Annotated in this window: 17 protein-coding genes; 6 read left to right on the plus strand and 11 right to left on the minus strand. The window is 62.2% G+C overall.

Annotated elements, in window-relative coordinates; all coding sequences use genetic code 11:
• Positions 1–65 precede the first annotated feature (65 nt).
• The gene (locus J2Y39_RS23325; RefSeq protein ID WP_310219983.1) at positions 66–620 is read right to left on the minus strand and encodes a cysteine hydrolase family protein; all 555 of its coding nucleotides are present in this window, start codon (positions 618–620) and stop codon (positions 66–68) included.
• 101 nt (positions 621–721) lie between these two features.
• On the opposite strand from J2Y39_RS23325, the gene J2Y39_RS23330 reads away from it, so the two are divergent.
• The 3 genes from J2Y39_RS23330 to J2Y39_RS23340 all read left to right on the plus strand — a co-directional run bounded on the left by J2Y39_RS23330 (position 722) and on the right by J2Y39_RS23340 (position 3,860).
• Complete coding sequence (locus J2Y39_RS23330) at positions 722–1,723, plus strand: GlxA family transcriptional regulator (protein ID WP_310219985.1); 1,002 nt, start codon at positions 722–724, stop codon at positions 1,721–1,723.
• A gap of 279 nt (positions 1,724–2,002) precedes the next feature.
• Positions 2,003–3,112, plus strand: a complete 1,110-nt coding sequence (locus J2Y39_RS23335; protein ID WP_151553043.1) for a DUF3182 family protein — start codon at positions 2,003–2,005, stop codon at positions 3,110–3,112.
• Positions 3,102–3,860 (plus strand): S9 family peptidase, encoded by a 759-nt coding sequence (locus J2Y39_RS23340; protein ID WP_042610641.1) that lies wholly within the window; start codon positions 3,102–3,104, stop codon positions 3,858–3,860. Before J2Y39_RS23335 ends, J2Y39_RS23340 begins: the two co-directional genes overlap by 11 nt.
• A 103-nt stretch (positions 3,861–3,963) precedes the next feature.
• Here J2Y39_RS23340 and J2Y39_RS23345 read toward each other — a convergent pair whose 3' ends face one another.
• The 4 genes from J2Y39_RS23345 to J2Y39_RS23360 are packed head-to-tail and all read right to left on the minus strand — an operon-like array spanning position 3,964 to position 7,941.
• Complete coding sequence (locus tag J2Y39_RS23345) at positions 3,964–4,953, minus strand: lysylphosphatidylglycerol synthase domain-containing protein (protein ID WP_122611007.1); 990 nt, start codon at positions 4,951–4,953, stop codon at positions 3,964–3,966.
• Positions 4,950–6,224: a cardiolipin synthase ClsB gene (gene clsB / locus J2Y39_RS23350; protein ID WP_016772961.1), complete on the minus strand. Its 1,275-nt coding sequence runs from the start codon at positions 6,222–6,224 to the stop codon at positions 4,950–4,952. Before clsB ends, J2Y39_RS23345 begins: the two co-directional genes overlap by 4 nt.
• Positions 6,221–7,018: an endonuclease/exonuclease/phosphatase family protein gene (locus J2Y39_RS23355; RefSeq protein WP_041477677.1), complete on the minus strand. Its 798-nt coding sequence runs from the start codon at positions 7,016–7,018 to the stop codon at positions 6,221–6,223. The genes clsB and J2Y39_RS23355 overlap by 4 nt, the downstream gene beginning before the upstream one ends.
• A complete protein-coding gene (locus J2Y39_RS23360) occupies positions 7,015–7,941 on the minus strand; it encodes a DUF72 domain-containing protein (protein ID WP_056790764.1) in 927 nt (308 codons plus the stop codon). The genes J2Y39_RS23355 and J2Y39_RS23360 overlap by 4 nt, the downstream gene beginning before the upstream one ends.
• Positions 7,942–8,328: 387 nt before the next feature.
• On the opposite strand from J2Y39_RS23360, the gene J2Y39_RS23365 reads away from it, so the two are divergent.
• On the plus strand, positions 8,329–10,431 hold the full coding sequence (locus tag J2Y39_RS23365) for a mechanosensitive ion channel family protein (RefSeq protein WP_252886873.1): 2,103 nt from the start codon (positions 8,329–8,331) through the stop codon (positions 10,429–10,431).
• Between the two features lie 116 nt (positions 10,432–10,547).
• On the opposite strand, the gene J2Y39_RS23370 is transcribed toward J2Y39_RS23365, so the two are convergent.
• The gene (locus J2Y39_RS23370) at positions 10,548–14,834 is read right to left on the minus strand and encodes a DEAD/DEAH box helicase (RefSeq protein WP_310219991.1); all 4,287 of its coding nucleotides are present in this window, start codon (positions 14,832–14,834) and stop codon (positions 10,548–10,550) included.
• A 276-nt stretch (positions 14,835–15,110) separates the two neighbouring features.
• Here J2Y39_RS23370 and J2Y39_RS23375 point away from each other — a divergent pair, with 276 nt between their 5' ends.
• Together J2Y39_RS23375 and J2Y39_RS23380 are read left to right on the plus strand one after the other, a co-directional pair.
• Positions 15,111–15,995: a sugar nucleotide-binding protein gene (locus J2Y39_RS23375; protein WP_095181938.1), complete on the plus strand. Its 885-nt coding sequence runs from the start codon at positions 15,111–15,113 to the stop codon at positions 15,993–15,995.
• Complete coding sequence (locus tag J2Y39_RS23380) at positions 15,988–16,920, plus strand: NAD-dependent epimerase/dehydratase family protein (RefSeq protein ID WP_095181937.1); 933 nt, start codon at positions 15,988–15,990, stop codon at positions 16,918–16,920. The genes J2Y39_RS23375 and J2Y39_RS23380 overlap by 8 nt, the downstream gene beginning before the upstream one ends.
• A gap of 358 nt (positions 16,921–17,278) precedes the next feature.
• Here the strand turns inward: J2Y39_RS23380 and J2Y39_RS23385 are convergent, their stop codons facing one another.
• The 5 genes from J2Y39_RS23385 to J2Y39_RS23405 all read right to left on the minus strand — a co-directional run bounded on the left by J2Y39_RS23385 (position 17,279) and on the right by J2Y39_RS23405 (position 21,438).
• On the minus strand, positions 17,279–17,977 hold the full coding sequence (locus tag J2Y39_RS23385; protein WP_310219994.1) for an OmpW family outer membrane protein: 699 nt from the start codon (positions 17,975–17,977) through the stop codon (positions 17,279–17,281).
• A 220-nt stretch (positions 17,978–18,197) separates the two neighbouring features.
• On the minus strand, positions 18,198–18,716 hold the full coding sequence (locus J2Y39_RS23390; protein WP_024014502.1) for a DUF3299 domain-containing protein: 519 nt from the start codon (positions 18,714–18,716) through the stop codon (positions 18,198–18,200).
• 11 nt (positions 18,717–18,727) lie between these two features.
• Positions 18,728–19,993 (minus strand): ABC transporter permease, encoded by a 1,266-nt coding sequence (locus J2Y39_RS23395; RefSeq protein WP_071173729.1) that lies wholly within the window; start codon positions 19,991–19,993, stop codon positions 18,728–18,730.
• Between the two features lies 1 nt (position 19,994).
• Positions 19,995–20,705: an ABC transporter ATP-binding protein gene (locus J2Y39_RS23400; RefSeq protein ID WP_076567723.1), complete on the minus strand. Its 711-nt coding sequence runs from the start codon at positions 20,703–20,705 to the stop codon at positions 19,995–19,997.
• 139 nt (positions 20,706–20,844) lie between these two features.
• Entirely contained in the window at positions 20,845–21,438 is a 594-nt protein-coding gene (locus tag J2Y39_RS23405) for a DUF2796 domain-containing protein (protein WP_150742337.1), read from the minus strand.
• Between the last annotated feature and the right edge of the window lie 132 nt (positions 21,439–21,570).

Consider the following 21,570-nt stretch of genomic DNA (forward strand, 5'->3'; position numbering starts at 1 on the left):
GAGATTTTCATGACAGACGCAAAAAGGCCCGCAGCGCGGCGGGCCAGGGGATTGCGCAGTTGTTGCTAGGCGTTGCTGCTCAGGAACTCGTCAGTGGATACCACGCTGGCATAGGCGAAACCCAGCGCGGCCATGAATGCTGCGTGCACATGGGCGGCCGGCACCATCAGGCCGTTGAATTCAAGGTCACGGCTGGCGCAGGCATCGTGAATCACGGTCACGCTGTAACCCATGTCCGCCGCCGCGCGGGTGATGCCATCGACGCACATATGGCTCATGCTGCCGACCACCACAAGGTCGGTGATGCCGTGTTCGTCGAGCACCGATTTCAGCTCAGTCTCACGGAACGAGTTGACGAAGCGCTTGAGCACCACCGGCTCGTCGGCGCGGTTGAGCACTTTCGGATGCAGTTTCGCGCCCTCGGAGCCGGGAGTGAAAAACGGCGCGTCTTCGGAGGTGAATTCATGCCGAATGTGCACCACCGGATCGCCCGTTTCGCGAAAGGCTGCGATCAGCCGTGCGGCGTTATCGGCAGCGGCGTCGGCGCCGACCAGCGGCCACTTGCCTTGGGGGAAGTAGTCGTTCTGGATATCGACTACGATGAGCGCTTGCTTGGCCATGGGATTGTCCTCGAGACGGTGATTGGGTGTGGCCTCAGTATTGACGCTGGCCGAGGATTCGAGGATTGGCCGCACCGACAATAGACGGGGGAAAACTGACAATGGCTGCACAAAGAGCCGCCACCGCTGAACTGGGCGTGCTGATTTACCCCGGCGCGCAACTGGCGGCGGTGCACGGTCTGACCGACCTGTTCGCCGTGGCCAACCGCATCGCCGCCGAGTATCAGGCTGTGCAATTGCCCGTGCTGCGGGTCAGTCACTGGCAGGTTGAGGGCGAGCAGCTGCCGACGCGGGTCTATGACAGTCATCCGGGCGACGAGGACGGTTTGCTCGCCGTGCTGATTCCGCCGTCCCTCGGCGGGTTCGATGCGGCGCAGATGACCGTGAGTCTTGCGCAATGGCTGCGCGATCAGCATGCGCGCGGCGCAACCCTTGGTGGTGTTTGTGTGGGCTCGTTGATGCTCGCTGAAAGCGGCTTGCTCGACGGTCGCAGCGCCACCACCCACTGGACCTCGGCCCAGGCGTTTGCCGAGCGTTACCCGAAGATCAAACTGAAGGCCGACACGCCGATTGTCGACGACGGCGACCTGATCACCACGGCCGGGCTGATGGCCTGGTCGGAACTGGGACTGCGTCTGGTCGATCGCTTGCTCGGCCCGAGCATCGCCACCGCGACCGCGCGTTTTCTGGTGATGGAACACAGCGACAGCGCCAGTGAATGCGGAAGCAATTTCGCACCGATCCTCAGCCATGGCGACGCGGCGATTCTCAAGGTCCAGCACTGGCTGCAAAGCACCGGGGCGACGGATGTTTCGCTGACGGCGATGGCTGAGCGTGCGGGACTTGAAGAGCGTACTTTCCTGCGCCGATTCCGCGCCGCGACAGGCTTGAAACCGACCGAGTATTGCCAGCACCTGCGGGTCGGCAAGGCGCGGGAAATGCTCGAGTTCACCAATGGCACGATCGACCACATTGCCTGGACGGTGGGCTATCAGGATCCGGGCGCGTTTCGTGCGATCTTCAAGAAGATTACCGGGCTTGGGCCGAGTGAGTACCGGGGGCGGTTTGGTGTGAATCCCGCTCCCAGAACGACGATGAACTAATGTGGGAGCGAGCCTGCTCGCGAAGGCGCTGGATCTACAGAATTGTAGTCGGCTGACACTACGCTTTCGCGAGCAGGCTCGCTCCCACAATGATCGCGGCGAGGGTGAGAGATCGTGCAATTTGCCGGAGTTTTGCGCGCTGTCGTGCAGTTTGAAACAGGCGTGATGCCAGCACAGTCACGGCAAGCTCCCGATTATCGGGCGGTTCGTGGGGATCGCTGATTGGCCTGATCTCTGCAATTTCCTTTGAGAACCCATCGACTGATAAAAGGGGAACGCATGACCCCGACACCCAGCAACAAAATCGTCGTGGCCCATTCGGTGCGTGCCGAGGCGCCGCAACATGAAGTCGAGACCAACAAGGCCCTGGCGCGTTGGCTGGCGCAGATTCTCGGCTGCAAATTCGGCGGCAGTTTCGATCCGGCCAAACATCAGGGCCGCGAGCTGTATCTGCTGCCAACGCAAACCATCGTTGGCGCCGCCCACGCTCAAGCGCTGGGCATCAAAGGCCCCGATGACTTGTGGGGCGGTTACGTCGAATACGATTTCATCTGCACCAAAGCCATCAGCCACGGCTTGCGCAGCCATCTGGCGCACGCGCCGCAAGGCTGGTCGCCGCTGTTTTCGGAGCGGGTGCGCAACGTTGTGCTCGACGGTCTCAGCGTATTCGCCCTGGAAGATGCGCGGCCCGCCGCCGAGCATCTGTTGTACGCCGGGCCGATTCGCTTGAAGCCGATTCACGCTTGCGCCGGTCGCGGTCAGGAAGTGATCAAAAGCCTCGATGCGTTCGATGAAATCCTCGCTCGTCCCGAAGCGCAAAGCCTGTTCAGCGACGGCGTAGTGCTGGAGCAGGACTTGCGCAACGTCGTCACCCACAGCGTCGGCCAGTCGTTCATCGGCGGCAAAGTGTTGAGCTACTGCGGTGATCAATACTTGACTGAGGACGGTCAGGGCGAAGAGGTCTACGGCGGCTCGAATCTGCTGGTGGTGCAGGGCGGCTATGATCAATTGCTCGCGCTGGATCTGCCTGACGATGTGCGTCTGGCCATCGAGCAGGCGCAGGTCTTCGACAGTGCCGCCAACGAAGCCTACCCACGCTTCTTCGCCTCGCGGCGCAATTACGATATCGCCCAAGGCCTCGACGCCAGCGGCAACCCGCGCAGCGGCGTGCTCGAACAATCCTGGCGCATGGGCGGTGCCAGCAGCGCTGAAGTGGCCGCGTTGCAAAGCTTCGTCAACGATCCACAGATGCGCGCGATTCGCGTGTCGTCGGTGGAAACCTATACCGATCAGGCGCTGCCGGCGGACGCCATCGAGGTCTATCGCGGCCCGGCGGAAAACAGCGCGTTTCTTCTCAAATATGTGACGGTCCAATCCTATGACGGCTAGAAGCGAAAGCATTCAAATCGACATTGATGACGAACAGATGAGCGGCACCTTTCTCAGTCCCAAATCGAAAGTCCCAGGGGTGTTGTTCGTGCACGGTTGGGGCGGCAGTCAGGAGCGTGATCTCGAGCGGGCCAAAGGCATCGCGGGCCTAGGTTGCGTGTGCCTGACCTTCGACCTGCGCGGGCATACCGGCGGCACCGGAATCCCGCTGACCCGGGTGACCCGTGAAGACAATCTGCGTGACTTGCTGGCGGCCTACGATCGCCTGCTGGCGCACCCGGCCCTCGACACTTCGGCGATCGCCGTGGTCGGCACCAGTTATGGCGGTTATCTGGCCTCGATCCTGACGTCACTGCGCCCGGTGCGCTGGCTGGCGCTGCGCGTGCCGGCGCTGTACCGCGACGAGCAGTGGCACACGCCCAAGCGCGATCTGGACAAGGCCGACCTGCGCGATTATCGCAATACGCTGGTGCGCGCCGACAGCAATCGCGCCCTGCATGCCTGTTCGCAATTCACGGGCGACGTGCTGTTGGTGGAATCGGAAACCGACGACTTCGTGCCCCACGCGACGATCATGAGTTACCGCGCCGCATGTCAGCAGACTCACTCGTTGACCCATCGGATTATTGATGGCGCCGATCACGCGTTGAGTGATCCGGTTTCGCAGCAGGCCTACACCTCGATCCTGGTGGACTGGATTACCGAGATGGTGGTGGGGGAGCGGTTGAGCATTATCCAATCCAGATGATGTTTCGCATGTACCGGCCCCTTCGCGAGCAGGCTCGCTCCCACAGGTTGAACGCATTTCAAATGTAGGAGCTGCCGAAGGCTGCGATCTTTTGATCTTGATTCTAATGTGTGGGTTTCTTCTCGATCCGCAGTGCCTTTGCCTTGGCCTCCACCACCAGATACATCACCACCGTGATCAACAGCGGCAGCAGAAAATAAATCGCCCGATATGCCAGCAATCCCGCGACCAGACTGCCGCGCGATGCCTCATGCTGCAGCAACGCCACGAACACCGCCTCTAGCACACCCAGCCCCGCCGGAATGTGCGTAATGACCCCGGCAATCGCGCTGATCAACAGCACGCCAAGCACCAGCGGATAATCCAGTTTGCTTGGCAGCAGAGTGAAGATCACCGCCGCCATCAACGACCAGTTCAACGCCCCCAGCAATAATTGCAGCACCGCCATGCGCAGCGACGGCAGGTTGATTTCCACGCCGCGTATCGACCACTCGCGGCGCTTGGAAAACTGACACGCCGCCAGATAGCCGGCACTGACCAGCAGCAATAACACCCCGACCAGTTGCAAGGCCGAACTGCTGAGTTTCCAGCCCGGCGGCATCGTCACCAGACCGCTGCTGAACACTACGCCAGCGATGGTCATGTAGCCGAACCAGTTGGTCGCCAGGCTCAGGCCGAGAATCTTGGCGATGTTGCCTTTGCTCACCCCCAGCCGCGAATACAGGCGATAACGCATGGCGATGCCGCCGACCCAGGCGCTGAGATTGAGGTTGAAGGCGTAGCTGATGATGCCCACCGGCAGGATCTGCTTCCAGGTCAGGTCCTGACGAATGTAGGTGCGGCCAATCAGGTCGAAACTGGCGTACACCAGAAAGCTCAGCAACGTCAGGCTGGCGGCGATGATCAGCGTGCGCACCTTGAAATCGGCGAGGGTCTCCAGCACCTCGGCCCATTCGATGCGCGTAGCGAACATCGTCAACAGGACGATGAGCGCGAGAAAAAACAGGATGGTCAGCGGACGTTTCCAGCGGCTCCATTTCGACGGCGCCGCTTGTGCCGAATGGCTATCGGAATGGACTTCGGAATGACTCATGGACGCGCACCTCGGAAAGGCTTCAGACGCGGTTTATGCGCCGGCAGCCAACCGGCCATGGCCGGGAAGTGCCGCAGGAAGTGGAACACCAGAAAACCCACGGTCATGTGCCAGATACGCCCGCGCGGCAACAGCTTGGCGTCCATGGCTTTGCAGTGGTTCTGGCTGAGATCTTCGAGGCGTTCGTACAGGTGCTGATTGAACGCGCGGTCGCGGATCAGCACGTTGGCTTCCAGATTCAGCGACAGGCTCAGCGGGTCGAGATTGCTCGAGCCCACGGTGCTCCAGTCATCGTCGACCAGCGCGACCTTGCCGTGCAGCGGGCGCTGGCAGTATTCGTGAATCTGCACGCCGGCACGCAGCAGATAATCGTAGGTCATGCGCGCCGCCAGTTTGGCTACGAGCATGTCGGGCTGGCCTTGCAGGATCAGCCGCACCTCGACGCCACGGCGGGCGGCGTTGCGGATTTCGCGCAGCAAACGGTAGCCGGGAAAGAAGTAGGCGTTGGCGATGATCACCCGGCGCTTGGCCTTGCGCAGCACCTGCAGATAGACGTCTTCGATATCGGTGTTGTGTTGATCGTTATCGCGGAACACCAGGCGTACCTGGCCGTCGTGATCGGTGAAGGCCATTTCCTCCAGACGCTGGCGCCGGCGCTGCCACCAGAACCGCGCGCGTCCGGGACGACCGCTTTGCAGCAGGGCGAAGTGATGGATATCGGCGACCACCGGGCCTTGGATCTCAACCGAGTAATCCTGCTTGGCTTCAGGGCCGAAATCGGCCAGGTGATCGCCGGAAAAATTGATCCCGCCAATGAACGCGATCAAGCCGTCGACCACCACGATCTTGCGGTGCAAGCGGCGGAACCAGTTGGTGCGGATGCCCAAGTGCTTTGGCGCCGGATCGAAGATCTGCAAATGCACGCCGGCATCGCTCAAGGCCGACAGATAGCCGGTGCTCAGCTCGCCACAGCCGAAGCCGTCGAGGCTGACCGTGGTGCGCACGCCGCGCTGGGCGGCTTCGATGAGGATTTGCTGCAACTCGGCGCCGACCTTGTCTTCGAAGACGATGAAGGTCTCCAGCAGGATCTCGCTCTTGGCTGCGCGCATCGCTTCGAATACCCGGGGGAAATATTCCTCGCCGTTCTCCAGCAGCTCTACGCGGTTATTGCTATGCCATTGATACTCGACGTCAACGTGGCCGGGTTCGCGCACCGGCGGGTTTAGCGGGACCGGGTCGACGGCGGATTTTTCCAGTGGCGCACTGTTCATAGTTCAATCTCCACCGATAACGGTGCGTGGTCGGAAAGGTGGGACCAGGGCCGGTTGGTCAGTACTTTTGGGCGGCTGGCCTTGAGGTTGCGTACGTAGATGCGGTCGAGTCGTAGCGCTGGCAGCCGCGCGGGAAAACTGCGCGCCGGCTTGCCGTACTGCTCGGCGAACACTTCGCGCAGGCCACAGGGCTTGAGCTGCGCATCGGCACGCTGGCGCCAGTCGTTGAAATCGCCAGCGACGATCACTGGGGCATCGGCGGGCAATTCGGCGAGACGTTGCATCAGCAGATCCAGTTGCGCGTTGCGGTGGCTCTCGCGCAGGCCCAGATGCACGCAGATCGCATGCACTTCGGTGCCGTCGCCAGGCAGGCGCAGCACGCAATGCAACAGGCCGCGGTTCTCATGGCCGCTGATCGACACGTCGAGGTTGTCGTGGCGGATGATCTGGAATTTCGACAGCAGCGCATTGCCGTGATCGCCCGCCGGGTACACGGCATTGCGCCCGTAGGCGAATTGCGGCCAGAGGCTGTCGGCGAGAAATTCGTATTGCGGCATCGTCGGCCAGTTGTCGTAGCGTTTCGGATGCTGCTCGTGCGTGCCGTGCACTTCCTGCAGAAACACCACGTCGGCGGCGACGCTGCGCACCGCTTCACGCAGCTCCGGCAGGATGAAACGCCGGTTCAGCGCGGTGAAGCCCTTGTGGGTGTTGACCGTCAGTATGGTGAAGGTGCGCACCGAGGGCGCAACCACGGAGCCTTCGTCGGTGAAACCGACCGGTTCGGGAATGCTCATGACAGAACTCCTTCTGCGGCGACTTGCCCGGGAGTTGTGGCGAGGTCTTTGTCGAGGTCCAAGCGCTGCAACAAGTTGCGTGCGTCGTAGGGCGCGCGGACTTTGATGTCGTTGTCGAAGTAGCAGAACACTTCGCGGGATTTGCGCGCGCGGGGTTTCAGGCGTGGGGCTATCAGGTGGGCGTCCTCTGGCTGTTTACCGTGATGCCAGGCGTCGATGCGCTCGGCCCAGCGCTTGAGCGCTTGCTCGGAATAACCGCTGGCGTAGAGCTCTTCGGCGCCGTGCAGGCGCAGATAGACGAAGTCGCTGGTGAGGTCTTCGCGGTACGGCCATTTGCCGGCGGTGTCGGCAATGACCAGCGCGGTGTTGTGGCGTTTGAGCAGGCGCACGAATTCCGGATCGATGAAACTTTCATGACGGATTTCCACCGCATGGCGCAGCGGTTTCTTGCGCCAGGCTTTGACGCTGGCGTGGCCGGGCAGATGCGAGTCGTGCTGGCGGGCGAGGGCGGCTGCGGCTTGGGTATCGTGGGGCAGTTGCGCGAGAAAGTGATCGAAGCGCTCGGCGTCGAATTTGAAATTCGGCGGAAACTGCCAAAGGATCGGCCCGAGTTTTTCCTTCAGTTCCAGAACGCCCGAGGCGAAGAAATTCGCCAGTGGTTTTTCGATTTCGCGCAAGCGGCGCACGTGGGTGATAAAGCGCGGCGCCTTGACGCTGAACACGAAGTCATCGGGGGTTTCGGCGTACCACTGGGCGTAACGTTCGGGGCGTTGCAGGGCGTAGAACGATCCATTGATTTCAATGCTGTTGACCGCGCGGGAGGCGAACTGCAGTTCGCGCTTCTGCGCCAGTCCCTTTGGGTAGAAATCCCCGCGCCACGGGGCGTAGCGCCAGCCTGAAATACCGATGTGAATCGTCGCCATCCCATCCTCCCGTAGAAAGTCCTCGTGTTGCCGATGTTCTGTGATGACTGCGGCGGGGGTGGGAAAGTTTCGGTGGCGTTACGGACGGTCGCGGGTGAAGCGAAGATCAAGAGCTTACCCCCTCACCCCAACCCTCTCCCCCAAGGGGGCGAGGGGGAAGGGAGCAGATCTTCATGCCTCCTGAAATCGCGTACGACTGTGAAGGGAGCAGATTTTCATGGTCTTCAGGACTTGAGTTCGACTCAAGACGTGCAGTTGGTGATTTTGGTCATGCAACTCGGTCGGCTCCCTCTCCTGGGGGAGAGGGCTGGGGTGAGGGGGCTCTTGAACTTGCCGCGCAATTACCGATCAGTTCCTTACCAGGGTCAGCCACGGGAGATCGGAGCTTTGCGCAATTTCAGGATCGCCATTCTGCTGGGAGCGCTGCTGTGCTTGGGCGTCAACACATCGCAAGCCGTCGCGCTACCGGGCGTTCCGGCTGCCGCCGATACGGCGGAAAAACCTGCCGAACCGGAACCGCTGGTGCAGGGCGGTCTGCTCGGGGCGATCAGTACGAGCATCGACGATGTGCAGGAAAAACTCGATCTCAACGAACACCTGGTCGATGCCTGGCGGCTGCGTGCTGACCGCGCGGCGGATGAGGTCGATCGGCTGGTCAAGCAACCGTCGAATCGCTCGGGCTGGAGCGTCGCCGGGGATTTCCTCACGTTGTCGGGAGTGTGGCTGGGCAGTTTCGCCCTGCTCACCGTGCTCGGCAGTCTGCTGGCAAAGCGTCTGCGTGAGGGCCGCTGGTTGCGCACCCGCCAGCGCAGTCAGGATCTGCTCGGCTACGTGCTGCCTTTCACCGTGCCGGCGCTGATCTGCCTGCCGCTGACACTGTATGTCAGCCACTTTCTGCAAGCTTCGGTGGGCCGTGCGCTGGCGCTGTGTCTGGCCTATGCCACCAGCAGCGGTATCTTCTCCACATCGATGTTGTTGTGCGTGGTGGTGATGTTCAACGTCGGGCACAAGCGCGCCGCCGCGCGAATCATCCGTGAATACTGCCCGCGCCCGCTGTTCCTCATCGGCTTTCTCGCCGCCCTCAGCGATGCCCTGACCAGCCCGCAGATCGCCCGGCAACTGGGCGGCAATATCACCAGCAGCATCGCCGTGTTCACCGGGCTGATCGCCTCGGTGATTTTCGGTTTGCTGGTGATTCGCCTGCGCCGGCCGGTGGCACATCTGATCCGCAATCGCCCGCTCGCTCAGCGCTTGAAACAACCGTCGCTGCAGGAATCGCTGCGGATATTTTCCGGGCTGTGGTATTGGCCGATCGTGCTGATGGTGCTGGTCTCGGCAGTCAGCCTGATTGGCATCGGCGAGGACAATCAGAAAGCCCTGCGCTGTGCCTTGTTCACTACCGTGCTGCTGATCGCCACAGTGTTTCTCAGCACCGTGTTGCAGCATTTGTTCAAATCACGCAAGGCTGAGGCGATCCAGCGCAGCAGTGCCTACAAGGAACGTTTTCTCAGCCTGTTGCATGCGTTGCTGCGCATCGTCATGGCGATTGTGTTCATCGATATTCTCGGGCGGATCTGGGGCGTGTCGTTGCTCGATTTCGCCCAGAGCAGCACCGTCGGTCGAGCGATCAGCAACGCCTTGAGCAGCATCGGCCTGATCTTCCTGGTGACGTGGCTGCTGTGGGTGGTGCTCGACACGGCGATTCAGGAAGCGCTGAAACCGCCGCTGAGCAAACGCGCGGCACGCCAGCCGAGCACGCGGGTGAAAACCATCCTGCCGCTGCTGCGCAACGCGATCAAAATCATCCTCGTGGTGATCTGCGCGATTACCACCATGGCCAACCTCGGCATCAACGTCGCGCCGCTACTAGCCGGTGCGGGCGTGGTCGGTCTGGCGATCGGTTTCGGTTCGCAGCAACTGGTGCAGGACGTCATCACCGGGTTGTTCATCATCATCGAAGACACCCTGTCGATCGGCGACTGGGTGGTGCTCGATTCCGGCCACGCCGGCACCGTGGAAGGTTTGACCATCCGCACCTTGCGCCTGCGGGACGGCAAGGGTTTTGTGCACTCGGTGCCGTTCGGCCAGATCAAGGCTGTGACCAACCAATCACGCCAGTTCGCCTTCGCATTTTTCTCGGTGCAGTTCACCTACGACACCGATGTCGACAAAGCCATTGAGCTGATTCGCGAGGCCGGTGATTCGATCCGCGAAGACCCGTTCCTCAAGTACAACCTGCAAGGGCCGCTGGATGTGTTTGGCGTGGACAAAATGGACTTGAACGGCGTGGTGTTGACGGCGCAATTTCGCACGGTGTCAGGTGGGCAATATGCGGTGAGCCGCGCGTTCAACCAGCGCTTGAAGAAGCTTGTGGATAACACACCCAATGTGCATTTTGCGCAGACTTATCCACAACAGGTGCTGTTGCCGAAGCGGCAGGAGGAGGGGGCGGTGGTTGCGGATGAGGTACCGCAGGAGTCACGGACCTGACGCCTGTTTGTGTAGAGACAGGGCCGGCGCTTTCGCGAGCAGGCTCGCTCCCACAGGGGCAATGGGATTGGACTGTGGGAGCGAGCCTGCTCGCGAAGACGCCGGTGCGAACACTCTCAATGCCGGATCAGCTTGGCATGCAGTTGTCCCATGGCTATCGGATCCAGCTCTACCCAAACCTGCTGCTTGCCGGCAATCACCGCGGCCACGGACACTCCATCGCGATAAACCAGCCGATTGCTCACCAGCGCCGGCACCTTCGCCCCCGGCAACAAGGTTCCGGCCAGATTCAATGGATCAACTCCGCACACCGCCACCAGGCTGCCGTCCTGCGGGCGGCGGCGTACTTCGCGCAGCAAGGGAATGGCTTCGGGCAAGGCAAACTGCTCGCCAGCCAGACCACTGACAAACCGCCCGCCACGAATCTCGCCCCGCGCCTCCAGACGATGAAAGGTGCGCAGCAATTCCCGCCAGCTCGGCAGCCAGTCCGCTTCGCGTTCGAGCAAGCGCCAGAACACCACGCCGTAGCGGCGCAGCAGGGTCATGGCGACGTGTTCGAGTGTCTCGGCGGCATCGGCTGACGAACCCCGGCGCAGCAATGCCCAGCGCCCGGCATCGTCCATGCCGCCGATAAACGCGCCGCGCCCGCGTCGGCTACTGCGCTGCTGGCGCTTGCTTGCCGGCGTGATCAGCGCGCGCAGGCCGGCGAAGCTGTCGGCGTTCACCAAACCTGCGGCGACCAGTTCCTGCAAAGCAATTTCCAGTTCGCTGCGCAGCAGGCGCGCTTCATGAATCAACTCATCGAAAAACAGCGCGCCATGCTGACTCAGCGCCTCAAAGACTTTCTGTGTTTTCGGCGATAACTCACTCACCGGCGTCTGTTCAGCCAACGCACTCCACAAACCCACCTGACTGCGCGGCAGCAGCACAATCGGTGTACTGCGCAATGCCGAGCCGCTGACTTTCTGCCGCGCGCTGATGCGCGTCCACACCAGTTTGCCGTTGCGGCACAGTTCATCCAGCCAGCTCGGCGAATAGTCCTTGAGGCGCGCCGGCAGGATGTCGCTGTCCCATGCCGAGGCTGCCGCCGGATAACCTTCGAACTGGCCGACAATCGCCGGCAGCACCGCGCTGCCCTGACCTTGGGTGGCCGGCGTCAGATGCTGCCAGTCGAACAGAAAGCGCATGAAGTCCTGCAATGCCACCGGTTCGATTTCCCGGCGCAGGCGCTTGACCGTGTAGCGATGGATGCGCGCGAGCAGATGGCGTTCGCACCATTCTTCAATCGCGCTGTTCGGCGTGAACTGGCCGCGCAAGACGTACCCTTCACGCTCCAGTCGGGCGAGGGCCTGACTCACTTGCGCGGCGGGCAGGGCGAGCGGCTCGGCAATGGCTGGCAAAGGGGTCGGCCCAAAGGCGCCGAGGCGGGCGCGGATCACTTCGACCAGCGCCTCATCGAATGTCCACGCTTCGTCGAACCCGGGCAGCACGACTGCTGCGCTCGCCAACGTGGCCTGTGGATAAAGTGCCTGCAGGCAACTCAGGCGTTCGCGAGCCAGCCACAACTGATGCTCGGCGTCGATCTGCAACCGGCAGGCGCGGCCGCTGGCCATCAGCGTTTGCAGCCAGTCCGGCCAACCGGCGTTGGCGCGCGCTTCGGCGTCACTGATGCAGGCGAGGCTCATCAGCGCTTCGTGCATTTCATCCATGGAATTGGGCGACGGCCAGGCTTCTTCGCGCACTGCGGTGATCGCATCGGCATCGAGTGCGCCGAGATCATCGGTCGACTGCGGATCGCTCCAGCGTCGATTAATCACCGCTTGCGTGCGGCGTTCCTCCAGCGGCGCGTCGTCGAGAAACGTGTAGGGTCGGGCGCTGAGAATTTCTGCCGCCAGCGGCGACGGCGCAGGTAAATCCCGGGCGATCAGGCGCACCTCGCCACGCTCCATGCGCCGCAGCAGGGTCAGCCAGCCTTCGCTGTCCATCGCTTCGTGCAGGCAATCGTCGAGGGTCTGTTCCACCAGCGGATGTTCGGGGACTTCACGCTCGCCGGCGAGGTTTTCCAGGCAGGCGATCTGGTCGGGAAACACACTGGCGATCAGGTCTTCGCTTTTCATCCGTTGCAGTTGCGGAGCGACTTTGCGCCCGCCGGTGAAGCGCGGCAACGCCAGCGCCACCCCGGCATTCCAGCGCCAGCGCACGCCAAACAAGGGCGCATCGAGCACGGCTTGAATAAGGGTGTGTTCGGCGCTGTTGCTGTGCAGGTAACGCCAAACCTCGTCGAGCTCGAAGCTGTGACTGGTGGACAGCGACAGCACGATCGCGTCTTCGCTGGCGGCGGCCTGCAACTCGAAGTTGAAGGTGCGGCAGAAACGCTTGCGCAAGGCCAGGCCCCAGGCGCGGTTGATGCGGCTGCCGAACGGCGTGTGAATGATCAGTTGGGTGCCGCCGGACTCGTCGAAAAACCGCTCCATCAACAGCGTGTCCTGCGAGGGCAGGGCGCCGAGGGTTTGCCGCGCGCGCGCCAGATATTCGACCAGTTGCTCGGCGCTGGCGAGGTTGAGGCCGAGTGTGGTGGTCAGCCAGTCGAGCGCCGGTTGCAGATTCCCGGGCCTGGCGCTGAGCAATTCGTCCAACTGCGCTTGCAGGCGCGCGACGGCCGCCGACAGTTCATCACTGCGCCCCGGCGCTTCGCCGAGCCAGAACGGAATGGTCGGCGGCATGCCCTGCGCATCCTCGACCCGCACCTTGCCGCTTTCTACCCGCAGGATGCGGTACGAGGTATTGCCGAGCTGGAACACATCGCCGGCGATACTTTCCACGGCGAAATCTTCGTTGACGCTGCCGATGTTCAAGCCCTGGGGTTCGAGCAGCACGCTGTAGTCGGCGTTGTCCGGAATCGTGCCGCCACTGGTCACGGCGGTCAGTTGCGCGCCCCGCCGGCCACGCAAGGTGCGACTGACGGCATCGCGGTGCAGGTAGGCGCTGCGGATGCCCTGGCGGCCGTTGTAACCCTCGGCGAGCATGCTCAGCAGGGCCTGATAGTGTTTTTCGTCGAGATCGCGATACGGCCACGCTCGGCGGAACATCGCCAGCAACGCGTCCTCCGACCATTCCTGGCAACTGACCTCGGCAATGATCTGCTGCGCCAGCACGTCCAGCGGTTTTTCCGGAATGTGCAGCGTATCGAGCTCGCCCCGGCGCACGCAGTCGAGCAGGGCGGCGCACTCGATCAGGTCGTCGCGGGTGGTGGCGAACAAACGACCCTTGGGCGTGCCGCCGACCTGATGTCCGGAGCGACCGACTCGTTGCAGAAACGCAGCAATCGAACGCGGTGAACTGATCTGGCAGACCAGGTCGACTTCACCGATATCGATGCCCAGCTCCAGTGATGCAGTGGCGATCAGCACTTGCAGCTCGCCGCGTTTGAGGCGCTGTTCCGCATCGAGGCGAAACTCTTTGGCCAGGCTGCCGTGGTGCGCCGCCACGGCCTGCTTGCCGAGGCGCTCGCTCAGATGCCGGCTGAGGCGTTCGGCAAGGCGTCGGGTGTTGACGAAAATCAGCGTGGTGCGATGCTCGCGGGCGAGTTCGGCGAGGCGCTCGTACACCAGTTCCCAGACATCGTTGGCCATCACTGCCGACAACGGCACCGGCGGCACTTCGATACCCAGGTCTCGTGGGCGGGCGTGGCCAATGTCGACGATTTCGCAGGGGCAATCGTGACCGACCAGAAACCGCGCCACGGCTTCTACCGGCTTCTGCGTGGCGGACAGGCCGATGCGGGTCAGCGGTTCGGCGCACAACGCTTGCAGCCGTTCAAGGCTCAAGGACAGATGACTGCCGCGCTTGCCGGCGGCCATGGCGTGGATTTCGTCAATGATCACCGTGCGCGTGGTGCCGAGCATCTTGCGCCCGGATTCCGAGCCGAGCAGCACGTACAGCGATTCCGGGGTGGTCACCAGAATATGCGGCGCGCTCTTGCGCATCGCGGCGCGGTCTTTTTGCGGCGTGTCGCCAGTGCGTACGGCGGTAGTGATGGTCAGCTCCGGCAGGCCCATCTCGCGCAATTGCGCGGTAATGCCGGCGAGCGGATTCTGCAGGTTGATCTGGATGTCGTTGGACAGTGCCTTCAACGGCGAGACATAGACCACCAGGGTTTCGGCGGGCAGACCGTCGGGGTGTTCCAGACCACGATGGACAAGCTCATCGAGCACGGCGAGGAACGCGGTCAGGGTTTTCCCCGAGCCAGTGGGCGCGGCGATCAGCGTCGACCGGCGCTGGCGAATCAACGGCCACGCACGGGCCTGAGCGGCGGTGACCGCCGGGAAAGTTTTGTTGAACCAGGCGCTGACGGCGGGGTGAAAACCGGCCAGCGCGCTGTTGGCGGGGAGGGGCAGATTCATGACTGGAGTTATGCGGGCGGGGGCGGGAAGATGCAAGTACCGTTCGGAGCCCTTCGCGAGCAGGCTCGCTCCCACCTTGGAATGCGGTCTCCTGTGGGAGCGAGCCTGCTCGCGATAGCGCCAGTGAGGCCGATACAAATCCGCGCATCTACACTTTACGGATGACGGTTGCGCACTAAACCCGCAAAATGCAACGATTCCGGCAATTATCGACGACGGTTCCACGAGAACCGTCGCTAAAGCCATCGTTCCAATCAGACTGGGCCTGCTGACTCTATGCGAATGCGCCTTATGTTACTGGGCGGCGGAAATGCCCTTGGGCAGGCGCTGATTCGCCTCGGTGCGGAAGAAGACATCGGTTTCCTCGCCCCCCGCCCGCCCGAAAACGGCTGGGATGCCGCGAGCCTCACCCAACTGCTCGACGACACCCGTCCCGATGCGTTGATCAACCTCGCCTACTATTTCGACTGGTTCCAGGCCGAGAGCGTCAGCGAAAGCCGCATGATCGGCCAGGAACGCGCCATCGAGCGTCTGGCCGAACTGTGCCAGCACCACAACATTGTCCTCGTGCAGCCGTCGAGCTATCGCGTGTTCGACGGCTCGCGGGCCACGGCCTACAGCGAAAAAGACGAACCGGTGCCGCTGGGCCTGCGCGGTCAGGCCTTGTGGCGCATCGAGCAAAGCGTGCGCGCGACCTGCCCGCAACATGTACTGCTGCGTTTCGGCTGGCTGCTCGACGACAGCCCGGACGGCACCCTCGGACGCTTCCTCGCTCGCGCGGAAAAACCCGAAGAGTTGCTGCTGGCCGATGATCGGCGCGGCAATCCGACTCCGGTCGATGACGCCGCTCGAGTGATCATCTCCGTGCTCAAGCAACTCGACTGCGCCGCGCCGCTGTGGGGCACTTACCATTACGCCGGCCACGAAGCGACCACCCCGCTGGCGCTGGGCCAGGCGATTCTCACCGAAGCACGCAGCCTGCATCCGCTGGCGATCGAAGCACCGACCGCGCAGGCCCACGCCGCGCGCCCGGACGCCGCCGAAGAGCCGCAACACGCAGTGCTGGCCTGCAAGAAAATTCTCCACACTTTCGGGATCAAACCGCGCGCCTGGCGTGCCGCACTCCCGGGTCTACTGGACAGGTTCTACCGACATGGCTGAAGCAACGGTTTTAATCACTGGCGGAGCCGGCTTCATCGGCTCGCACCTGACCGATGCCTTGCTCGCCAAGGGCTATGCGGTACGCGTGCTCGACGACCTGTCGACCGGCAAGCGCAGCAACCTGCCGCTGGACAATCCCAAGGTTGAACTGGTGGTCGGCGATGTCGCCGATGCCGCCCTGGTCGCCCGCGCCATACAAGGTTGCAACGCTGTCGCGCATCTGGCGGCGGTGGCCTCGGTGCAGGCCTCGGTGGACGATCCGGTGAAAACCCATCAGAGCAATTTCATCGGCACCCTGAATGTCTGCGAAGCCATGCGCCTGGCCGGGGTCAAGCGTGTGGTGTACGCCTCCAGCGCGGCGGTGTACGGCAACAATGGCGAGGGCGAGTCGATTGATGAAGACACGCCGAAGGCGCCGCTGACACCCTATGCCTCGGACAAACTGGCCGGTGAGCAGTACTTCGATTTCTACCGTCGCCAGCATGGTCTGGAGCCGGCGATTTTCCGCTTCTTCAACATCTTCGGCCCCCGCCAGGATCCGTCCTCGCCGTATTCCGGGGTGATCAGCATCTTCAGCGAACGTGCGTCGAAAGGTTTGCCGATCACCGTATTTGGCGATGGCGAGCAGACCCGCGATTTTCTTTATGTCGGTGATCTGGTCGATTTGCTGGTGCAGGCGCTGGAAAAGCCTGAAGTGCAGGAGGGCGCGGTCAATGTTGGCTGGAATCAGGCGATGAGCCTGAAGCAGATGCTCGAAGCGTTGAAATCAGTGGTCGGTGAACTGCCGCCCGTGAGCTACGGGCCGGCGCGTTCGGGTGATATCCGCCATTCGCGGGCTGACAACCGACGCTTGCTGCAGCGCTTTGAAATGCCGCCGCAGACGCCGATGAGTGTGGGCCTGGCGCGCTTGCTCGGGCGCTCCTGAGAAGCCCCTCACCCTAGCCCTCTCCCAGGGGGAGAGGGAACTGACTGAGGTGTTTGTGAGAAGTACGCCGACTTGCGATACCCAGTCGAACTCAGGTTTTGAACAACACACAAATCGGCTCCCTCTCCCCCGGGAGAGGGCTGGGGTGAGGGGCCCGGGCCTCCAACGCCCCACATGACTCAGCACCAAATGAAAAAGGCGCCCTGCAACAGGCGCCTTTTTCACGGCCGGAATATCGCTATTCCTGTGGCGAGGGAATGTTATTCCCCGATCGACTGCGTACGGTCGTCGTCAGGTCTGTGCCTGCCCGCCACCAAGCCTCATTCACCACCACGTGAACGTTCAGTAAAAAATCGACTTAGAACTTATAGCCCAAACCGACCATGTAGATGAACGGATCGACATCCACATTCACCCGTGCGCGGGTGCCGGGTGCGACGGCGTTGTTCTCGACGGTCGCGCGTGTATCGATATCGATGTAGCGCACTTGGGCGTTGAGCATGATGTTGTCGGTGATCATGTAGTCGGCGCCGACCTGCCAGGCCAGACCCCAGGAGTTTTTCGCCTTGAAGTTGCTGAAACCGTTGGCGCTGGCTTCGCTGCCGACGTGTTCGTCGTAAATCCAGGTGTAGTTGATGCCACCGCCGACATACGGCTGGAAAGGCGATTTCGAATCCAGCGGGTAGTAGACGACGCTGAGGGTCGGCGGCAGGTGTTTCAGGGTGCCGAGCTTGCCGTTGGCGGCGGGCAGGGCGGTGCCCTTGAGCTTGACGTCATGCTCGAACGGCGTGGCTGCCAGCAGCTCGATACCGATGTTGTTGGTGAGCATGTAAGCGAAGTTCAGACCCAGTTGGGTGTCGCTGCTCATGGTCGCCTTGCCGCCCAGATCAGTGCCGCTCAGCGGACCCTGATCGACCTTGACGCTGGAGCTGTCGGCCTTCGGGTTGACGGTGATCGCGCCGGCGCGCACGAGAATGTCACCGGCTTCGTGGGCGTGGACGAGCGGGGCTGCGAGCGCGAGGGCAAACAGCGAGGCGCTGAGCAAGGACTTGTTCATGGGGGCTCCGAAAGGACATAAAAATTCGATGTCCTAGGGTACGAAGCCGTCTGATACGGTGTTTTGACTCAGCTCAATGAAACAGTGAAGGGGCGGGGTTTTGTGGAACCTTTGAGGGCCTATTCGCGAGCAGGCTCGCTCCCACCTTGGAATGTGATCACCTGTGGGAGCGAGCCTGCTCGCGAAGACGATAGACCAGCCAATACAAAATTACCGGGAATTACTCCGGCAGTTCATACGCATAAATCTTCTCCGCCTCCATCTGATACCCGGCATCGGCCAGCTCACTGCTTGAGGCTTTCACCTGCAACGGTCCTTCGACCCAGTACGGCTGATACAGCTCATCAAGCTTCACGCCCAGTTCGCTTTTCACGTGGACGATCTGGTTCGACGGCGGTGGCGGGACGTGGATGCAGGCGCCGAAATATGGCACCAGCAAGAAGTCCGTGGTGCGCCCCTCTTCGCTGACTTCCAGCGGCACGATGTAACCCGGCAGGCGAATGTTCTGCCCGTCGAGGCTCTTCACTACCGGTGCGTTGGGCATGTCCTGCTTGGCCGCCGGCGCGGACTCGGCAGAGAGTGCGTCGCCCATCTTCGACAGGTCGTGCAGCGGGGTCATGTTCGGCACTTCCGGCGCGGCGTCCGGCGGGATCATTTCCGACCAGGTCAGGTCTTTCGGCGCCGCCGCCCACACGGGCAGGGCGACCAGCATCAGCAGCGCAAGCAGGGCGCGGGGCATGGTGAACATCCTCATAAACGGATCGACAGGCCATCGGCCAATGATTGGCGATACGCGCGCCAGGCCGGCACGCTGCCCATCAGCAGCGCGGCCGCCAGAATGCCACCGAGCAGCGTCCATTCATACTCGCTCGGCCATGCCAGCGGCAGGTATAAACCGTAATTGGCCTGCACGTAACCTTGCGCAGCGGCGATGCCGATGTATAGCAATGCCAGTCCGGCGATGACTCCAGTCAGCGCCAACGCAAAGGCTTCCAGCACCAGCAGGCTTGCGATGTGCCACGGCCGCGCGCCCACCGAACGCAGAATCGCCATCTCGCGGCGACGTTCGTTGAGGCTGGTGAGAATCGCCGTGAGCATGCCGATCAACCCGGTCAGCACAACGAACAGCGAGACCACGAACAAGGCTTTCTCGGCCGTACTCATCAGGCTCCACAATTCCTGCAAGGCCACGCCCGGCAGGATCGCCAGCATCGGTTCGCCACGGTATTCGTTGATCTCGCGCTGCAAGGCAAAGGTGGAAATCTTGCTGTTGAGGCCGAGCATGAACGCGGTGATCGCTTGTGGCGTCAGGTCCATATTGCGCGCCTGATCAGCGCTGATCCTGCCGTTGCCGCGCGCCGGCACGCCGTTGTGCCAGTCGATGTGGATCGCCTCCATGCCGCCGAGGCTGATGTGCAGCGTGCGGTCCACCGGGGTGCCGGTGCGCTGGAGGATGCCGACCACGGTGAAGGGTTTGTCGTCGTGTTTGACCAGGCTGATCGCCGCCACGCCGTGGGCCAGTACCAGTTTGTCGCCGAGCTTGTAGTGCAGCGCTTCGGCGACTTCGGCACCGAGCACCACTTCGAAAGGATCGGTGGCAAACGCGCGACCGTCGGCCAGCGCCAGGTGTTGCTGGCGCCCGTACTGGTAGTGCTCGAAATAGGCTTCGGTGGTGCCCATCACGCGATAGCCGCGATGGGAATCGCCCAGGGACATGGGGATTGCCCACTTCACTTTCGGGTTGTTGGCGAAGTGTTCAAAGCTGTCCCAACGGATGTTGTTAGTAGCGTTGCCGATGCGGAACACCGAATACAGCAGCAGGTTTACCGACCCCGAACGAGCGCCGACGATCAGGTCAGTACCGCTGATGGTGCTGGCGAAACTGGCCTTGGCTTCGGTGCGCACGCGCTCGACGGCGAGCAGCAGGCACACCGAAAGAGCAATGGCAAAGGCGGTGAGCAATGCGGTGAAACGGCGGTTGGCCAGGCTGGCCATGGCCAGACGAAACAGATACATCTCAGACCTCGGCGGACGTGGCGGCGCGATTGAGTTCGGCCAGGGACAGATGACGGTCGAACAGCGGCGCCAGGCTCTGGTCATGGCTGACGAACAACAGACTCGATCCGGCCTCGCGGCACTCGGCAAACAGCAGGCGAATGAAGTTTTCGCGGGCGTCGTAATCCAGCGCCGAGGTCGGTTCGTCGGCGATCACCAGCTCCGGTTGGCCGATCAACGCGCGTGCGGCGGCGACCCGTTGTTGCTGGCCGATCGACAGCGAGTCGGCGCGGCGGCTGAGGATGCTTTCGTCTTTCAGACCCAAGTGCGCGAGCAACGTGGCGGCGGCTTGATCGACGCTGCCGTGGCGCTGTTTCGCCCGTTGCGCACGCAGTTTTGAAAAATGACACGGCAACTCAACGTTCTCGCGCACCGAGAGAAACGGCAGCAGGTTGAATTGCTGGAAAATGTAGCCAGTGTGATCGACACGAAACGTATCGCGCTTGCCGGCAGAAAGCTCGGTCAGCTCCTGGCCGAGCAGGCGAATGCTGCCGCGATTGGGCTTCTGCACCCCGCCAAGCAGGCCGAGCAGGGTGGTCTTGCCGCTGCCGCTGGGGCCTTTGAGAAACAGGGTTTCGCCGGCTTCCAGACGAAACGCCGGGATGTCCAGCAGCGGCGGGTGACCGGGCCAGTTGAAGCCAAGGTCGGAAAGTTCGATGAGTGCTTGGGTCATGGCACCGATTTTCATGAAGTGAACACATAACCCTGTGGGAGCGAGCCTGCTCGCGAAAGCGCTGGGTCAGACACCCACCTGTCAACTGACACGCCGCCTTCGCGAGCAGGCTCGCTCCCACAGGGGATTTCGGTGGATCCTAGAATTTCAGCGCAGCTGACTTGGCCGTCACTTCGGTACCTTGCTGGCCGGTCGCGCTGATCAGTTGTACCTGAATCTTCTGCGTTGCCGGGAAGGTCTTGAAGACGTTCGTCAGGTTCAGCGTGCTCAGCGCGCCCGGTGTGGCGCAGCTGAATTGGTAATGCGCGTGGATTTCGCTGTGGTCGTGGTGATGCTCGTGACCGTCCTTGTCCGCTTCATCTTCGTCGTGATCGTCGGCGTCCGGCTTGTCGCCGAACAGCGGGCTTTCCAGTTCCTGGCTGACCACCTTGCAGCCGGCCGCAGCGGGCAGGCTGAACAGGGCCAATGGTTTTTCCAGCTGCGCACGAGCGGCAGCGACTTTGGCCTTGTCGGCATCCGACGTCGCGGCGTGTTCAAAACCCACCAGATTCATCGCCGGGCTTTCCAGCTCCAGCTCCAGGGTCTGACCATCGAGCGCGGCATTCAGGCGACCCACACCATGCTCATGGGCGCCGAGGCTGCCGTGCTCATGATCGTGATCGTGCTCATCCACCGCATGAGCAGCGGCCAGCGGCAACAGGGCAAACGGCAAAGCGAGCAACAGACGACGCATGACGGACTCCGAGAAAAATGAAAAGTTTGTTATGTAATCTTATAACGAAAGTGCGCAGAGTGTGCCCGTGCGCTTGAGATTGCGCAAGACATGGCTAAGCACCGCCCGGGATGAGGTCGCGGGCGGTGCTGG

It is taken from the genome of Pseudomonas sp. 2957, from assembly GCF_031456345.1.
Lineage (GTDB): Bacteria > Pseudomonadota > Gammaproteobacteria > Pseudomonadales > Pseudomonadaceae > Aquipseudomonas > Aquipseudomonas siliginis.

Bases quoted from the DNA above. Each gene is read 5' to 3' on its own strand.
- J2Y39_RS23325 (WP_310219983.1), bottom strand. From the start codon at position 620: ATGGCCAAGCAAGCGCTCATCGTAGTCGATATCCAGAACGACTACTTC.
- J2Y39_RS23330 (WP_310219985.1), top strand. From the start codon at position 722: ATGGCTGCACAAAGAGCCGCCACCGCTGAACTGGGCGTGCTGATTTAC.
- J2Y39_RS23335 (WP_151553043.1), top strand. From the start codon at position 2,003: ATGACCCCGACACCCAGCAACAAAATCGTCGTGGCCCATTCGGTGCGT.
- J2Y39_RS23340 (WP_042610641.1), top strand. From the start codon at position 3,102: ATGACGGCTAGAAGCGAAAGCATTCAAATCGACATTGATGACGAACAG.
- J2Y39_RS23345 (WP_122611007.1), bottom strand. From the start codon at position 4,953: ATGAGTCATTCCGAAGTCCATTCCGATAGCCATTCGGCACAAGCGGCG.
- clsB (WP_016772961.1), bottom strand. From the start codon at position 6,224: ATGAACAGTGCGCCACTGGAAAAATCCGCCGTCGACCCGGTCCCGCTA.
- J2Y39_RS23355 (WP_041477677.1), bottom strand. From the start codon at position 7,018: ATGAGCATTCCCGAACCGGTCGGTTTCACCGACGAAGGCTCCGTGGTT.
- J2Y39_RS23360 (WP_056790764.1), bottom strand. From the start codon at position 7,941: ATGGCGACGATTCACATCGGTATTTCAGGCTGGCGCTACGCCCCGTGG.
- J2Y39_RS23370 (WP_310219991.1), bottom strand. From the start codon at position 14,834: ATGAATCTGCCCCTCCCCGCCAACAGCGCGCTGGCCGGTTTTCACCCC.
- J2Y39_RS23375 (WP_095181938.1), top strand. From the start codon at position 15,111: ATGCGAATGCGCCTTATGTTACTGGGCGGCGGAAATGCCCTTGGGCAG.
- J2Y39_RS23380 (WP_095181937.1), top strand. From the start codon at position 15,988: ATGGCTGAAGCAACGGTTTTAATCACTGGCGGAGCCGGCTTCATCGGC.
- J2Y39_RS23385 (WP_310219994.1), bottom strand. From the start codon at position 17,977: ATGAACAAGTCCTTGCTCAGCGCCTCGCTGTTTGCCCTCGCGCTCGCA.
- J2Y39_RS23390 (WP_024014502.1), bottom strand. From the start codon at position 18,716: ATGCCCCGCGCCCTGCTTGCGCTGCTGATGCTGGTCGCCCTGCCCGTG.
- J2Y39_RS23395 (WP_071173729.1), bottom strand. From the start codon at position 19,993: ATGTATCTGTTTCGTCTGGCCATGGCCAGCCTGGCCAACCGCCGTTTC.
- J2Y39_RS23400 (WP_076567723.1), bottom strand. From the start codon at position 20,705: ATGACCCAAGCACTCATCGAACTTTCCGACCTTGGCTTCAACTGGCCC.
- J2Y39_RS23405 (WP_150742337.1), bottom strand. From the start codon at position 21,438: ATGCGTCGTCTGTTGCTCGCTTTGCCGTTTGCCCTGTTGCCGCTGGCC.